General features: G+C 38.5%; 15 protein-coding genes. All 15 read right to left on the minus strand.

The genetic code is table 11. The annotated features are described in order from the left end of the window. Window positions 1-5: 5 nt before the first annotated feature. The 15 genes from AWN68_RS06415 to AWN68_RS06485 all read right to left on the minus strand — a co-directional run bounded on the left by AWN68_RS06415 (window position 6) and on the right by AWN68_RS06485 (window position 16,355). Entirely contained in the window at window positions 6-575 is a 570-nt protein-coding gene (locus tag AWN68_RS06415; protein WP_157716111.1) for a hypothetical protein, read from the minus strand. 2 nt (window positions 576-577) lie between these two features. Continuing rightward, entirely contained in the window at window positions 578-3,361 is a 2,784-nt protein-coding gene (locus AWN68_RS06420; RefSeq protein WP_068412969.1) for a porin family protein, read from the minus strand. Between the two features lie 42 nt (window positions 3,362-3,403). Next, entirely contained in the window at window positions 3,404-4,192 is a 789-nt protein-coding gene (locus AWN68_RS06425; RefSeq protein WP_068412972.1) for a hypothetical protein, read from the minus strand. A gap of 272 nt (window positions 4,193-4,464) precedes the next feature. Continuing rightward, window positions 4,465-4,866 carry a response regulator gene (locus AWN68_RS06430; protein WP_068412975.1) on the minus strand — a complete coding sequence of 134 codons (402 nt, stop codon included), beginning with the start codon at window positions 4,864-4,866 and terminating at the stop codon, window positions 4,465-4,467. A gap of 21 nt (window positions 4,867-4,887) precedes the next feature. After that, window positions 4,888-6,528: a PAS domain-containing sensor histidine kinase gene (locus tag AWN68_RS06435; protein ID WP_068412978.1), complete on the minus strand. Its 1,641-nt coding sequence runs from the start codon at window positions 6,526-6,528 to the stop codon at window positions 4,888-4,890. A gap of 235 nt (window positions 6,529-6,763) precedes the next feature. After that, window positions 6,764-7,402: a hypothetical protein gene (locus AWN68_RS06440; protein WP_068412981.1), complete on the minus strand. Its 639-nt coding sequence runs from the start codon at window positions 7,400-7,402 to the stop codon at window positions 6,764-6,766. A gap of 342 nt (window positions 7,403-7,744) precedes the next feature. Then, on the minus strand, window positions 7,745-8,383 hold the full coding sequence (locus tag AWN68_RS06445; protein WP_068412984.1) for a hypothetical protein: 639 nt from the start codon (window positions 8,381-8,383) through the stop codon (window positions 7,745-7,747). Between the two features lie 258 nt (window positions 8,384-8,641). Beyond that, entirely contained in the window at window positions 8,642-9,364 is a 723-nt protein-coding gene (locus tag AWN68_RS06450) for a LytR/AlgR family response regulator transcription factor (protein ID WP_068412987.1), read from the minus strand. Further along, window positions 9,361-9,693, minus strand: coding sequence for an Hpt domain-containing protein (locus AWN68_RS06455; protein WP_068412989.1), 333 nt, complete (start codon window positions 9,691-9,693; stop codon window positions 9,361-9,363). Before AWN68_RS06455 ends, AWN68_RS06450 begins: the two co-directional genes overlap by 4 nt. After that, window positions 9,686-10,852 carry an ATP-binding protein gene (locus AWN68_RS06460; RefSeq protein ID WP_068412992.1) on the minus strand — a complete coding sequence of 389 codons (1,167 nt, stop codon included), beginning with the start codon at window positions 10,850-10,852 and terminating at the stop codon, window positions 9,686-9,688. The genes AWN68_RS06455 and AWN68_RS06460 overlap by 8 nt, the downstream gene beginning before the upstream one ends. A 5-nt stretch (window positions 10,853-10,857) precedes the next feature. Continuing rightward, on the minus strand, window positions 10,858-11,955 hold the full coding sequence (locus AWN68_RS06465) for an FIST signal transduction protein (protein WP_068412995.1): 1,098 nt from the start codon (window positions 11,953-11,955) through the stop codon (window positions 10,858-10,860). A gap of 11 nt (window positions 11,956-11,966) precedes the next feature. Then, entirely contained in the window at window positions 11,967-13,934 is a 1,968-nt protein-coding gene (locus tag AWN68_RS06470) for a PAS domain-containing sensor histidine kinase (protein WP_068412997.1), read from the minus strand. Continuing rightward, window positions 13,927-14,469 carry a heme NO-binding domain-containing protein gene (locus AWN68_RS06475; protein WP_068413000.1) on the minus strand — a complete coding sequence of 181 codons (543 nt, stop codon included), beginning with the start codon at window positions 14,467-14,469 and terminating at the stop codon, window positions 13,927-13,929. The genes AWN68_RS06470 and AWN68_RS06475 overlap by 8 nt, the downstream gene beginning before the upstream one ends. A gap of 1 nt (window position 14,470) precedes the next feature. After that, window positions 14,471-14,890, minus strand: coding sequence for a response regulator (locus tag AWN68_RS06480; RefSeq protein ID WP_068413002.1), 420 nt, complete (start codon window positions 14,888-14,890; stop codon window positions 14,471-14,473). 139 nt (window positions 14,891-15,029) lie between these two features. Beyond that, window positions 15,030-16,355 carry an OmpA family protein gene (locus tag AWN68_RS06485; RefSeq protein WP_068413005.1) on the minus strand — a complete coding sequence of 442 codons (1,326 nt, stop codon included), beginning with the start codon at window positions 16,353-16,355 and terminating at the stop codon, window positions 15,030-15,032. Between the last annotated feature and the right edge of the window lie 186 nt (window positions 16,356-16,541).

A 16,541-nucleotide genomic window follows, 5' to 3' on the forward strand; every position in this document is an offset into this window, starting at 1 on the left:
TTGATTTATTGAATACGATAGATTACTTCAAATCCCGCAGGAAGTGTTTTTGAATTACTAATGGTATAAGTGATGTGATAGCCTCTGTTTAAACCATCGCCTGTATAGCCATTTGCAAAGTCATACACAATAACCTGCTCGGTTTGACTAAGCCGGATTTTATTGGTGTTTGGGTTCTTAGGGTAATTCCCCCCAGTTCCTGTTTGTGTTATTTGAACTTCTATTTTCATTCCATTCGGAATGGGTTGATTGGTAGAGACATAGATCCTGGCCGGTTGATAATTTTGAGCTCGATGCGTAAAATTGATCCAAAGGTTGGACAGATCAGCACCACCACTGCTTGGTGGGGGAAGTCCTGCTTCCGTACCTGCACCAGCACCACCTCCAGCACCTGCTAAGGTTTCAGGCTCAATGTCAATGATGGCGATGGGCAACAATTCAATAGAGGCTCCAGTAGACTTTTGATCGCCACCGAGAACAATAAGATTGAGAATGTTAGTGTTTATCGTTTCTTGTGCCCAAGCCATTGATGAACTTAGGAGTAGAATGAATAGGATATGTATAGTACGTTTCATGATTAGTTTCCAATTTTAAAGTTGTTACTCTTGAATTTGATGTTACGTTCCTTCGCTTTCAAAGCAAATTCTACATTTGTCAATTCATCGTTTGTCGTTTGTATGGTTAGCTCTTTAGATACCGCTTCTAGTGTACCTTCAGACGTTAGTCTTACTAATGATAGTTTGTATGTACCGGGTACAATTTTTGAAAATTTAAAGTTTCCAGCTTTATCAGATTCAATATAGTAAGTGAAGTTGTTGTTTTCTAGTTTAAGATAACCATCCAATTGATATTCTTGATTGGCATTGGTTACTACCAACTTTCCTTTCAATTGCTTGGCCTTAACAAGGGTGATGTTGATCGCAGTTGTAATTTTCTCTGCAACATTTACCTCAATTGGTTTCTGTGCCAATGCTACAACTCCTAATGGCAGTGTAGACTCATCGATCAGTAGGTAGTTAAGCCCAACAGGAAGGTTGTTCAATTCAAACTCACCTTTTGAACTCGATCTTACTGAATTTCCAGCAGCTACTACTTGAATACCCTTAAGGTTTATCGAAGGGTCATTTGACTTAATGAATCCTTTAACTCCACCTTGCTTAAGTGTCTTTTTAAGTGGCGCACCAAACCTAAAAGTGTACTTAACAAAAGCAAAAAGCTCTTTTTGTGTTTCCGAGTTAGGGTTCATGTAATAGTTTACCCTGGCTTCAATTTGGTGATGCTTTCCAATACTTGCCAATACGTTGGCATTAATAAAGTCTCTTTTTCTGTAGCTTTCTTCAGGGCTAAAACCGCTGTTGTAACTCGCTCCAAATCTTAAATCTCTGCTTGCTCTGTAGTTAAACGCTCCTCCAAAAAGGTAGTAATCAGATACACTATTGTTAATGTTATACCTGTTTGTGCGGTTATGACTTACGTTAGTACGTAGCGATAATTTAGAAGTGGCCTTATAATTTACATTTAAAAACTCACCGTAAGTATCTCTCGCTTGCATGTTGTCGCTTATTAAGTTCTGCGTTTTCGCAATTCTACCGTTGAAATTCACGGTTAAATAGTTTCCAGTGTACTTGTATCTATAATCAATTCCTTTTTCTCTGTAATCGAAGCTTTGACGTTCGCTTTCATCTTTTCTCATTCTTTGTACTGCACGTAAGTTCACAAAGTGTTTGCTGTTGATTCGGTAACCGGCAGAAGCATAGTAGTTCTCGAAGGTAGGACGCACACCATAAAGGGTAGTGTCAACTCTTTCGTGCACTTTAGAATAACCCTGTCCAACACCCAAACTCCATTTTGATAAGTTGTAGCTTAATGAGTTAGCATACCTTAAGCTATTGTTCAAGGTACCGAAGTAGTTTTCGCCAGCCATGGTGGTGCTTCCATTGTAAAAAAGGTTTCCCATTTTATGAGATATGGCTACATCAGTAGCGTAATCCATAGTTTCACTGTTCATGCTTGTGGCCAATTCCATGCGTACTTGAGTTTTACTATCCTGGTAGTCCGCTTCAAATACGGCTATTGTACCATTGCCTTCGGCAGTATTGGCCACTTGCTGGTTGTAATACTGAGGCACTTCTTTAGAGCTTGAAAAAGACAATCCTAGTTTTAAGAATTCAGAAGCATTATACACTGCTTTACCACCGAAGATTGGCTCTTTTGTGTTGAATACTAATCTTGGCTTGGTGTAAAAGGCACTTAATACCCAGTTGTTAACTTTCTGATCTATACGGGCTCCAAAACCAAATCTTCCTAGTAAGCCTAACTGGTTGATGTTGAAAACATGATCTCCAATAAAAACAGTTGTGTTTTTGCGGTTGCGGTATATCAGGCTGTACTGATCGTTGATTCCAAAACGGCTTAAATGATTTTGATTAGGGCCACGGACAATGAAGTTTAAGTAATGATTTTGCTTTTGATCCAGAAAACCATTTCCTCTTAATTCTACATAGGCACTACTAAAACCTACATTCTTGTTTGAATAATTATTGTAGTAAAGACTGGCTTCCATTGGGTACCTTAAGTAGGCATCTTGCTTCGCTATTTTAGTAGGGAATACCTTAGTAGTAGCATAGGCTGTTTTAGAAACTTCAGTGGCTTTATTCAATACTTTCAAATCAGAAAGTAAGGACTGCACCGCATAAGTTTTGGCGTTTGTTTTTTGGTTCACCTTGATTACTATAGATGAATTAGCAGGGATTTCACGTATTAGGTCACCCTCTATATTGTTTCTAGAAGAAAGCTCTATTTTTTCATTCACATTACCCTTGTTCTTGATTTCGAAAGAAACCTCGATCAATTCGCCTGCTTGAGTGTATTGTGGAGTGGTTAAGCTTGTTACTTGTATGTCGTGATTTACACCTACTTTAAAGTCAATTTCTGTTCTTTCCGAATCCGATAAATCTTCGTTAAATAACTCTAAGTATGCTTTTTTCAATCCAGGTACTTCGTTTGTTGGAATAGAAAAGCTGTATAGTATGAAGCTCTTTTCCTGACTTTTAAGTTGTACTACTGAAGGTTGTGTTATTACATTCCAGTTGGCAGGTAATTCTAATTTTGAACTTAGGCTTGAAGTGGCACTGGTTAGGTTGGTGATTTCGAAAGCCAAAGTATGACGAGTTCCTGCCTTATAAGCTTCTGTTTTGTGCATTGCCTTGGCTTGAAATTTAGACTGGGCCATGCCTTGTAAAGAGCTTATCAATAAAGCCATTATAAAGAGCACTCTTGTCACGCGTTCTGAGGCTTCACCCAAAGTGTTTTTTAGATCATTTGAAGAATACATATTGAATGGGTTATGAGTGTTGAACATGACTGTAGTGTCTTTAAATTGGAGTTGATTTTTGGACTGGTCTTATTTTAAGTTTAAGGCCAAGTTGGTTCCTGTATAGTCTTCGCGGGCTTCAGCCAGCAGTAGACATTTGTAATCGCCAGGAGGTAGAGAGGAAATATCCACTACATATGTTTTGCAAACACCTGGGAAAACCATGTTTCGATCCGTTTCAAAAACTGACACTTTGTTTCCTGCAGCATCATAAACTTCTAGTGTTAAAAGCACACCTTCTATAAAGGCACCATCGTTTTTAACATTGATTTCTAATTTTTTAGGAGTGTCTTCAGTTTGGTTGAAGTTCACTTTTGAAAAGTCAATGTTTACATCATCAAAACCATTTACGTGAGTCAATAGGCCAATTGCATACCTTACTTTGGTGTCGAGGCCGATGTTGTTAGTTAATCTTTCTTTCTTCACTGGGTTTTCTACATAGACCATCAATACGCTCCAGTATGAACCTTTTAGTGTTTGGTTGGCTGGGATTCTGATGGTATAGCGATAGGTGTATTTTTCGTTTGGCGCTAACACCTTTTCCATTACCTCGCTTTCAAACCAATCGCTTGAAGACTGTGCGTGAGGAGCTTTTTCAGTAAACTTTCTATTGGCATCACAAGAAAAGAGCGCTTCGTTAATAGAGAATGTAACTCTTTGATCGATGGCTGATGAATTGAAAAGGATCACTTCGCCAGAAATGATGTCGCCAGAGTTACCAGTGTAGAAATGGGTCAAACCATTAATTACTGTTACACTGGCTGTTGCTAGCTGACTGCTGAATAAAAGTATTGCGAATATTGTAAGTAGCTTTTTCATGTTTTTCTAGTTCTGTGTTATTGTTTATGAACCAAAATTGCAGCTTCTGAGCTGTAAAAAACGCCAAGTGTCGGTCAATGGGAGATTGGTGTCGGTAAAATGCGAGAATGCATCTTTTAAGCTTTGCTCGAGGTTTTGGGGACTCTCGAAGGGGGTGTTTTATGTTGGTCTTTAAACCATTTTGCCTTTCATGTTATTGAAAGGTGCGCTGAATGGGGAAGGGGCTTTACACACCACCGATGCATTGATGGTGGATGTTATACGGTGTACGTTTATGCCGCCTTCGCTTTATTGAATAGCACATCCAGTTTTCCCATGGTCAAGGGCTTACTGATATAACCTGTTACATCGGTATGGGCCTTAGATTTATTGATGTCTGTATCATCTACCGAGGAAGAGAGCATGTAGATCTCAAACTTATCTTTCACTTCCTGGCTAAATGTGGCGAAGGCGTCTAGAAATTCCCACCCGCTCATTTCGGGCATATTAATATCCAATAGAAGTGTGGTTTTAGCGGGAAGTTCAGCTTGATTCGATATGAAGTCTAAAGCGTCTTGCGCAAAGTTGAATTCACTTACTACTGCTCCGTCAATTACTTTCGAAATAATGATTTTTGAAAGTAAGTTGTTTACTGGGTCGTCATCTATGGTGATAAAAGTGTTCTTGATTTCCATAATGTTTGATTTTAATAGTGATTATTGAGGTAGGCTGATGGTAAAAGTGGTTCCCATATTGGGTGCACTATCAATCTCTATCGAGCCTCCCATGGCTTCTATTTGAGCGTTAATCATATATAGGCCAATGCCTCTGCCTTCCACGTCTTGATGGAATCTTTTGTATAAACTGAAGATGTGCTCTCCATGCTTTTCCATATCTATCCCTCGTCCGTTGTCCTTAAATTCTAGTACTATGTTCCCCTTTTTTATGGAAGACCTTATTGATAATTTTAAAGCTTCACCTGGTTTTTTGTACTTAATACTATTGGTCAATAGGTTGGTGAATATGCTCACCATGTATGGCTTTATGGTAGTGATTTTATCTACCTCAGCGAAGTCTCCATCTATAAATTCAGTCTGCTTGGCTTCAACATTAGAAAGGTTTGCTTTGGTGTCTTCTAGTAAACTGGTGAATGACATTTCTACCTTTCCTTCATCTTGATCAGTTTTGATTTTCAGAATTGAATTAAGGTCCAATACCACACTGTCTAAATTATCGGCAGATTTCTTTAAGCCCTTTAGGTATTGATCATAACCCTCCATTGTGGGATCTAATTCTGGAATTAGGGTCGAAAGCCCAATAATGTTGGTTAAAGGAGCTCTTAAGTTATGTGACACAATAAATGCGAACTGCTCCAATGCTTTATTTCGTTGAATAAGGCTATTGGTCATGGCTTCTTTTTCAAGCATCCATTTTCTCTGTTCGGTAATGTCGTCTGCGGCTATCGTAATCCCGGTAACTACTTGGTCACTATTGATGATTGGAAACATTCTGAGTTTTAACCATCTGTCAGTACCATCCTTAAGCGGGAAATGTGTTTCGTAGCTCAAAGGTTTTTGTGTGGCCATTATTTCTTCGATAGCCTCCTTTACTATCGAGACTCTAGTGGCTGGGATAAGGTCAAAATAGCTGGCCCCGACTTTAATCGAGTTGTCTGAAGCCGAAACTATAAATTCATTGGCTTGATCGTTGAAGCTTACAATGTTAAACTCCTTGTTGATTAGCACATAACCAGTGTCTGTGTTTTCTAGAATGTTTCTAAAATTGGCTTGCGCCTGTTGAAGTTTTTTGAAGCTTTCTTTCTTTTCGCTTAAGTCTTGTGTGATGCCTATCATTCCAATAGGAGTGCCTTCCTGACCATATATGAATTCGCCATGCTGGTTTACGTACTTTACTTCTCCAGACTTGCAAACTACTCGGTGACCAACATTAAAACATTGTTTAGTCTCCAAGCCCTCAGCTATTGCTAGAGTCATCTGATCCAAATCTTCTGGATGAACATGGGCATAGAAAAAATCAATATTAGGTTTAACCTCGCCTGGCTCATAACCGTAGATTCTAAATACTTGATCGGACCATTCAACTGAATCGCTGATGAATTCTCCATTCAATGCGTACTTTACTTCCCAACAACCAGTTTTGGCCATGTTTTGTAAGGCAGACATTCTTTGAATGACTTTACTGGCCAGTTGTTGATCCATGGCTGATAGGTCTTCAGTATTCTTATTTCGTGCCAAAGAATTCATTGGGTGCTCAGTAGCTCCTTGCAATGACAACTGGCAATTCAGTAAATTCTGATTGCCCGCTTTATCGTTTGTTTCTACTGTGAGTGTTTCCATGTTTTATTCTTTTGAAGTTAGAATGATTAACTAATGATCAAATGTGGGACAGTGGGCAGACTATTATTGAGCATTGACGATCAATGGCAGTTTTGTGTAGATGAATTGTGTTAAACATCCTTTGAACACTTTTGGCATGTAAAAGCCTTTTTTGAAGCGTATATGGTTATTAATCAGACAAAAAGCCTCACAACAGTTAAGTCATGAGGCCTTGAGTAGAGCGTATTTTTAGTTCTTACAAATCAGAAAGTGTGTATCTGATAGTCGCTTGGTAAAGACCAGCTTTGTAACCAGAGAAGTTTCCGTTTTGCTCTAAAGTGTAAGTTAGTTTCACACCATAGTTTTGGTCACCAGTGTAAACACTTTCAATGCTGCTTACCAATAAAGCGTCAGTTCCAATTGGAGTAGAAGTGCCCAAAGCAACACCGGCAGTTACAACAGATCCTGCTGAATTGGCGTCACCACCATTTGCAATGATTACTGGAGTCTGTGGAGTAATTCTAAGATCAAGGCTACCAGGGAAAGTGCTTCCGTTTTCGAATTGGACATCAATTTGTCTCGTAACATCAAAACCAGAAGCAGCCTGTCCAACTACACTAGTGTAATTCAAGAACATGTTTCCATAACTCATGTCTTGAAAAGCATAAAGACCAGCTTCAGCATTTGTACCTACAAGGGTTACGTTTGACATGTCCATCATAATTGGTCCAGCTTCAGTGCCAGTGTTGGCATCAAAAATATCGATGATCGCCACTTCGGGAACGTTAACCTCCAATTGGTGTGAAGCAATCTTGGTGTCATTGTTGTCCTGAGCCATTAGACCTTGAGAGAACAGTGTTAGGGCAAGTGCAATTACTAAATTTGATTTTTTCATAATGTGTGTTTTTTATAAATGAATGTTTGTTTGATTAATTATGATTCAAACTTAGGGCAATGTGGCCAGTGGATTCTTTGTTTTAAGGCCAATGACAGGGGAGTGTCGGTGAAATGTAGGTATGAGGCTTTGGAATATTATTGGCTTTTAAGCAAAGTGCTTTGGCTGAGAATAAGTGTCCTGATTGTCGTAGGCCAAAACACTTGAATCCCGAAGGGTTAAGACTCCTGAGGCTATGGTTTGGGTTACAGGATTCTCTTAGAAGTAGATAAGAGACTGTTGCGCAGAAAAAAGGCCTCACAACAGTTAAGTCATGAGGCCTTGAAGAGGATGTTAGTCTTTTTATAGATCGGAAAGTGTGTATTTGATAGTCGCAAAATAAAGGCCCGCTTTGTAAGCTGAGAAGTTTCCGTTTTGCTCTAAAGTATAAGTTAATTTAACACCATAGTTTTGGTCTCCGGTGTAAACACTTTCAATGCTGCTTACTAGCAAAGCGTCAGTTCCAATTGGAGTAGAGGCACCTAGCGCTACACCACCCGCTACTACAGAACCAGCAGAATTAGCATCACCACCGTTGGCAATGATCACTGGAGTTTCAGGAGTAATTCTGAGGTCCATGCTGGCAGGGAATGTACTTCCGTTTTCGAATTGAACATCGATTTGTCTTGTAACATCGAAGCCTGAGGCAGCTTGTCCAACTACGCTTGTGTAATTCAAAAATATGTTTCTATAACTCAACTCTTGAAAAGCGTAAAGACCGGCTTCGGCATTTGTTCCAACAAGCGATACGTTGGTCATGTCTATCAAAAGGGGCCCCACTTCTGCTCCGGTGTTGGCATCAAAAATATCGAGGATTGCCACTTCGGGAACGTTAACCTCCAATTGGTGTGAAGCAATGTTTGTGTCATTGTTGTCCTGAGCCATCAGGCCTTGAGAGAATAATGTTAGTGCAAATGCAATTACTAAGTTTGACTTTTTCATAATGTTTGTTTTTTATAAATGAATATTTGTTTGATTAATTATGATTCAAACTTAGGGCAATGAGGCGGGTGAATTCTTTGTTTTAAGGCCAATGGCAGGGGAGTGTCGGTGAAATGCAGGACAAAGGCTTTGGAGTATTATTGGCTTTTAGTTTCCATAAGCCTAGAAGTATTGGGTAGGCTAGGGGGAATTAAAAAAGCTTCTGAACAAATGAATTGGACAGAAGCTTGATGAATATTTTATTAGTTAATAAGCGCTTTAGAGTAAGTTGAGTCTTCTCATTAATTCTGGTCTCTTAGACCTACTGATTGGAATCACATTTTTCTCAATTAGAATGGTGTTGTCTTCAATGTCGACAATTCGTGAAAGATTAATGATGTAAGATCTATGCACATGGAAGAAAGGATCATTCGGTAGCTTGTCCACAATCTTCTTCAAAGTTGAATGCACTTTATATTCTTTTTCATGAGTTTTAATCAATATATAGTCTCCTTCAGCCTTTATGACGTTGATGGAATCCGTTTCGATTTTGATCAAAGTTCGGTCAATATTGACATACAAGGTTTTTGCCGAATCACCCTGCTTTTCATTGTTTGAACTTTCTGTCGAAGCAACAGCTTTGGGGGCGGCAACAAATGATTTGGCTTTTACTATTGCCTTCTCAAAGCGGGGTCTTTCAATTGGTTTTACCAAATAGTCGATTACACTGTCATATTCAAATGCGGTAAGGGCTAGGCTTTGATCTGAAGTGGTAAGGATAATTCTTGGAGGGTTTTTTAGGGTTTGAATAAAATCGAATCCAGAAAAATCAGGCATGTGTATATCCAAGAATATGAGGTCAATATCGTTTTTGTTCAAGAATTTGATTGCACTCATGGCATTCGAAAATTGCTCGATCATATCTAAGTCAGGAACTTCAGAACAAAGCTGATTCAGAATCACTCTGGATGTCTCTTCGTCATCAATAATAATACAGGTCATATTCGGTGGTTCTCAATGTGATTTAAAAAAGTAATCATTTTTTTTAGAATTTGAACGAAAACCTTGTGTAAGTCTGTGCGATTATTTTTTAAGTTTTCCTCAAAGTCTTGTGCTATCAAGTAGCTTTCCTGCATTCCGAGCAGGCTAATTTTATGTTTGAGCTTATGAACGTTACTAGCCGCATCAGTCAATTTACCTGAGGTGATATTGTTTTCAAATTCCTTGATTTCAATGGGTAATTCTCTGGCTAAAACTTCCAAAAGTTTGTTCTCAAAAGCTAAATCACCATTCGAGAGTTGCTTAATATAGTTGAAGTTAGGTTTAGGCATCGTTTTTTAATGTAAAGTAAAATGTGGTTCCTTCATTTAATTTAGATTCTAACCAAATGTCTCCAGCATAGTAGCTTACGATTTTCTTTACTACCGAAAGCCCAATTCCTGTCGATTTTTGGTCTTCGTCTAAGCTTTGAAACACTTGAAAAATCTTGTCATAGTGAGTCTTGTCAATTCCTTTTCCGTTGTCCCTTACAAAAAACTCAAATCCATCTTCAATTTCTCGCGAACCAATTTCAACCAATGGGGCAGGCTTATCATTGTATTTTAGAGCATTTTCAATCAAGTTTTGAAATAGCTGTTGCAGCCTAAAGGCGTCACCATTGATCACGGGTAGATCACATATGATTTTGACTACCGAATGCTCTGGTAATACAATAGTTTCGATTGTTTTTGCCACCAAGTCATTGAGGTTGATGGGGTGCTTCTCATCAACTGTTTTATCTATGGTAGAATACCTCAGAATACCATCAATCAGGTTGTCCATTTTTTCAAGGTTGTCACCAATTAGATTGAAGGTTTCTATACCTGATGAATCTATAACTGATTTATAATCTTCTTTGATCCAGCTGGTTAAAGCTTCGATGTTTCGGATGGGCGACTTTAGGTCATGTGAAACTATATGGGCATAGTCGCTTAACTCTTGATTTTGTTTTTCTAAGCTGACCAGTAGTTCTTCTCTTTTAGAAAATATGAGAGCACCCTGTAAGGACAAGGTGAACTTATCGATAATTGGGCTCAGCTGATTAAGTTCAATTTGTGAGAATTCTTGCTTTCTTGAACTGTATAGGAATAGGAGGCCTTGGTCTTTAAGGTTAAATATGGCTACCGAGCCACCTTTTAATTTTAGTGGCGCTATCAGTTGAATGTCTTGGGTTATTGGGTGCGATATGTGTTTGTTTTGATAATGAATATCCTTTAAAATTACTTTGTCGCACTCTAAAAGTTTTGGGGTACGTGTAGTAGGAATGGAGTAGGAAACACGACAATGTTCCTCTGAATAAGAATAAATCCAACAGGCTTCCAGGTCTTTTCTCGACATAATCAGCTTGAGTAGGCTGTCACAGTTCTCCTTATAGTTAAAGGACTTGCCTATGGCCATAGAGAACTCATACAGCTGGAGAATATCGATGATGTTTTTATTGATGGGTACCATATCTTCTATTCAAACAAACCTATAACCACTGTTTTATTAAATAACTGAAGATAGCTATCTCCAAAAGAGGATATTTCACCTAAGGTAAGTGCCCCCTCTACCGGAATAGGCTGATTGTTTTTTACCAGTTTTTTAGAAATAGCTTTAAGTTCTAAATGATAATCGTCTTCCAAAAAGAGGATACGTGATATGCAATTACTGATATAAGCTTGCTTTGGAGATTCGAGCTGAGTGATTACCTGAGATGCAGCAGCTTCAGCAGCTTGTATTAATGTTTCGTTATCTCCATTGAGAACATCAAGAACAGTGTTTTCCATCACCTCACCGATACAAACAATTTCCCCCTTGTCGTTTAAGGTAAGCGGATCGCGAACCACATATTCGGAGTTGTCTTTTAGAATACCAAAAGGGTATGCTTTAGCAATTGATGGGAAGTTTTCACAACTGATCTCCTTTTGACTGTGCTCTTTGATGATGTTTTTATACACCTCAAAAGCGGGCTGCCAGTTAATTTCTTGGATTGTGTTTTTATCTGTTTTTGTGGCTACATATGGGCCCGCTATTCTCTTCCAGCCATGCTTTACACCCAAGGCAATTTTGGATTTGGCAATAAGACCAACTGCCGCATCTTGATGAATTCCTGATTTATCGAAGACACAGGGGATCTGTAGTAGACTTAAACTTCCTGTTCCAGCTCCAATGTAAGAGACTTTGTTACCATACGAGGTATACAATTCTGATAAATAAAGGGATAAGTAGGAGGTGAGACCATCGGCAAAAGTAAATAGGAAGTAGTTGTCATCTTCTTCCAAATCAATTTTTGGGATGTTGAAAGATTCCGTGTTTAAGTCCTTCACCAAATAGGTTTCCACTACATTAGAAAAGCCTGTCAGTATCATTCCTTCATCGTACACTTCTGTTCCAGAGATTACTTTTGGGAAGATTCCCCCAATGAACGGAATATCATGTTCAACCAAACAGCCGATCAAGGCATTAATGTCAATTGCAGAATGTTCGGCAACCGAAATAACAACGGTTTGTTGACCGAAGTTATTTATGATGCTTTCTGCAACTACTTTAGGATCAATTGTTTTTATATACATGTTGGGTTTTTCTATTTTTTGAACTTCAGGAAAAAGGTAGTTCCAACTCCTTCTTCGCTTTCTAAATATATTTCTCCTTCATATTGCTCCACTATTTTCTTTACAATGGATAAGCCAATGCCAGTAGAACCTTTTTTTGGATCAGTATTAAGGGATTGAAATATTCCAAAGATCTTTTCGTGATACTCCTTTGCTATACCCACTCCATTGTCTTTGATGGAATAAATCCAATACTTGCCAGCGTCTTGGTAGTCTATCTCCACGGTGCCCACTTCTTTATCGATGTAATTGATAGCGTTGCCTATTAAGTTCTGAAAGAGCTGCTGCACACGGGTAGGATCTGCATAAATACTCGGAAGGGGTTTGTTAACTGTCACAGTGATGTGATCTGGGATATAGAGTAGGGCGACTATATTCTCGATGGTTTCATCGATTGAAACAACCCTTTCTTCGTCTTTTGCTCGTTCAATGGCGGAATAGGTAAGGATTCCATTGATAAGGCTTTCCATCTTTTCCACTGTGAGTTCGATCAAATCTAGGTTTCGATGTCCTTGATCATGCATTATATCGTTGCAATCTTCTTTGATCCAACTGACCAATGCCGAAATGCTTCGGAGGGGAGATTTTAAGTCATGAGAAACCACGTGGGCATATTCCTGTAATTCGTTATTGCTTTTTTCTAGCCTTTTTAAAAGGTTTTCCTTTTGTTGCTCCGCCCTTTCTTGTTCCGAAATGTCTTCGATTACGATGACATGGTATTTTATTTTTCCTGTGCTATCTCTCACTACACTCAAATTCGATTTTGCAGAAATTGTGGTGCCGTCTTTTTTGATGTACCTTTTTTTAAGAATTACAGTATCCTGTTCTCCATTCTGAATTTTTTGCATTAAGCCTTTGGATGCTGCTAAGTCACCGGCATGTGTTATGTCTTCAAATCTAAGCGATTTTGACTCTTCATGGGTGTAACCTAATAAGTCTAGTAGGGCTTGGTTTACTTTGGTAAGCGCCCCATTATCAGACAATACAATCCCTAGTGGGGAGTTGTCAAAAATAACTTCGAGCTGTTCCCTTTGGTCTTCTATAAGCGCATTCCTACGCGCTTCTTCCGTAATGTTTTCTAAAATTGATAGTCGATATTTTGGCTTGCCGTGGTCATCAAAAATGGTGGTAATATTTACCCTTACTTTGATTAGCTCACCTTTTTTCGTTTTAATTTCTTGTGTGAAATCTATTCGATTTTTCTCACCAGAGTTCATCTGGGCTTGTATTTCCTGAATTTTCGAAACATCCTGAGGGAGAATGAATTCAATAGGGTCAATGTGTTGCAGTTCATTGACAGTGAAGCCCATCATGTCTTGAAATGCCTTGTTCGATTTAATGATTGTACCATTTTCTGTCAATACAATTCCAAAAGGTGAACTGTTAACGATTGTTGATAGTTCTGCCCTTTGTTCTTCTATCAGCACTCGGGCTTTATTTTCCTCAGTAATATCTCGGATAATGCCCTCGGCTGCTATGGCTACTTTTTTGTCATTATAAACTAAATTGGCATTTATGTGTACTAATTTGTAGGGTCCTTCTTTGGTATATACCCGTGCCACATAATCAGTAAAAGCTCCGTTTTTAATCAGGTCTTTGTAGCAATTCATTGCATAGGTGAAGTCGTCTCTGTAAATAAGATTTACAATGTTCAAAGACTCATTTTGAAGATCATAACCAAAGAGTTCAATGGCGGCTTCATTCATTTCTAGCGCATTTCCTGCCAAATCCATTTTTAAGTAGGCATCAGCTAAGCTGGAATAAACGCCATTCTCTTTCTTAGTAGGTTTGGGAGTTGAGGTAGTATTGGCAATTTTGAGTTTTTGGTTCAATTCATACAACTCAAGGGACTTTTCCTCAAGAATTTTTTCTGCTTCTTTTCTGGCTAGTTTTTCTCGACCTAAAGCTCTTTCCAATAAGGCTATTTGCTCATCAATCATTATGAATAATATAGAATTTTACTCTGGTTCCTTCTGGGTTTAGCTTCTCATAGGTAATGGTGCATTCTTGATGAAAATGCTCGAAAGTTTTCATCATTAAGGCCTCTGCTAATTTATATAGTGCACGCTGAGAAGAGTAAATCATTTCCATGGAGTTCGGGCTCGTCTTAGTAACCTCAAAGGTGGGTAATTCAGCACCTGGATATATTTTCCGTACTTGAACATGAATATGACCCTCTACAGAATTGAGGAAGTCCATGGGGGATTTATAAAGCTCAAAGATGTTGGGGTGTGCTTTTTTTAAGTGGTTGAAAAAATGAACTCCGAAAGCATGAATTAGATCATCAACAGGGATGTCTACTTCATCGCTTAGGTTTAAAATGAGTTGAAGCATTTCGTTAAAATCATAGGTGCCAATTGCAGTATATGCACCACCTGTTTTTAACTCAGCCCTTTCTATGATTTTATCCACGGTTGCAAGACCAAACTTGCTCTCCACCATTTCGAGGAATTCTGTAAATACTATGCCTTTCATATTATGTAGTTATGAGTTGATTTATTTCCCAATAAGACAATAACTTAGCTATTTTATCAACGTAATCATCGTATTTCAATGGTTTTAAAATATAGCCAGCAATTCCAATTCGGTAACATTCGAGCAGATCTTTTTGATTGTTTGAGGTAGTGAGTACAATAGTAGGAATGTACCTGAGCCTGTCGTCATCTTTTAAACGTTTCAAGAATTCAATTCCACTTATCCTTGGCATGTTGAGGTCTAGTAGAATGATTTGCGGAAGGAGGTCGGTGCCTTCTAGAATTTTCAAAGCTTCCTCTCCATTGTTGGCTTCTATAATTTTGTTTTCATAATCTAGTTTAGAAACAGTTCTGTTGAACTTCATTCTTTCAATCATGTCGTCCTCAATAAAAAGAATAGAAGGGGAGGTTTTTTTGGTCATTTTATTAAATGGTTTGATGCTTTTGTCTACGAATATCCTCAATAATTGCTTATTATTATCTTGGCTGCCGTTGAACGGGCGGGCTTCCTTCGGTGAAATGCACTTAACTATAGACGAATGGAAATAAGTGAGCAACCACTTATTTCTTGATTTTTATCTCGACCCTTCTGTTTAAGGCCCTTCCATCTTTAGTAATATTACTGGCCAAAGCTTTTTCTTCTCCATATCCAATCACTATGGCCCTACTTACATCTACACCTTTAGAAAGCAGGTAGTCACGTACTGCTTCAGCTCTTTTTTGTGATAGGGCGTAGTTCTTGTCCTGTTGACCTATGTTATCTGTATGGCCATGAATTGCCACTTTGAAAATTTTTAATTCGGACATTAGTTCAGCCAGCTCATCTAGCTTGGCTTGGGTTGGCATATTTATTTCTGCTTTGTTAAAGTCGAAATACACCTGGTAGAGCGGTAGTTTTATTTCTGGGCAACCACCTTCTTCCAATGATCCAGCATTGTTAGGGCATTTATCCAGTTTATCAATCAGTCCGTCTTTATCAGTGTCGGGGCAACCATTAATAGTACCGGCAATGTTAGGACAAGCATCTTCTGAATCTTTCACACCGTCACCATCGGTATCTGGGCAGCCTTCCATTTCAATTTTACCAGCTAGCATAGGGCAATTGTCATCTTTGTCTGGAACTTTGTCTCCATCCATGTCAGGACATCCGTTGATTGTACCAGCAATTAATGGGCATGCGTCAAAGCGATCTTCTACACCATCTTTATCCGTATCTTCATATGGGCAGCCTTGGTTTTCCATTGGGCCATAAACAGAGGGACATGCGTCTTCTTTGTCTATGATGCCATCCTTATCAGTGTCGGTATTGTTTTTTAGAGAGAAAGAGAAACCTGCCGAGAACCTTCTATGGCTTACCTTATTGCTTTCAATATTAGCAACCTTTACCATGAACTGCATGTTTTTTGTAAAACGGTATTTCAATCCCGCGGCCAATGGAAATACAACTCCAGCACCAGATTCTTTTTCAACTGCCGCTTCATTAAAATTGGCAATCCCAAAGCCCGCTTCAATAAAAGGAGTGAGTTTGGATTTTGTAGGTAATATGAAACCGTTGTTGAGTTTGAAGATTGCAGTAGCTTCTAAAGCAGCAATATTTACACGTATGTTGTTCATATTGCTCAAATCCAGAAGGCCATTATTATGGTCTGTAATTTTACCTACCGCTATTTTTCCTGAAAAATTAAAGCTTTTTGAAAGGTAATGTTCAATTCCGATACTGAAGGATGGTTTCTTGATTCTTAAGGCATCATCAAATGACTTCTTAAAAAAAGAGCCATACTGATTGTTGTCTGCAGTAATCACTAACCAAGCTTTGTCGCTTTCAAACTGCGCTTTGGTGGTGAATGAGATGAATAAAAATGTGAGTATAATGAGTATCCTGTTCATAGCTTTGGATTGATAATGTTCTCAAACTTAGGGCATATAAAAAGGCTCTGAAATCCACTTTAGATGAATTGCACTTAAGCTTCGGTGAAATTGATTTAAAGGTAGGTAAGGCTAAAAGTGAATTTTCAAATTTCTATTAAAAAAATAGCCTCGTCTTATTACAGACGAGGCCTTAGGTAGAGTGAC

Origin of the sequence: Roseivirga echinicomitans (genome assembly GCF_001592935.1) — a bacterium.
GTDB classification, from domain to species: domain Bacteria; phylum Bacteroidota; class Bacteroidia; order Cytophagales; family Cyclobacteriaceae; genus Roseivirga; species Roseivirga echinicomitans.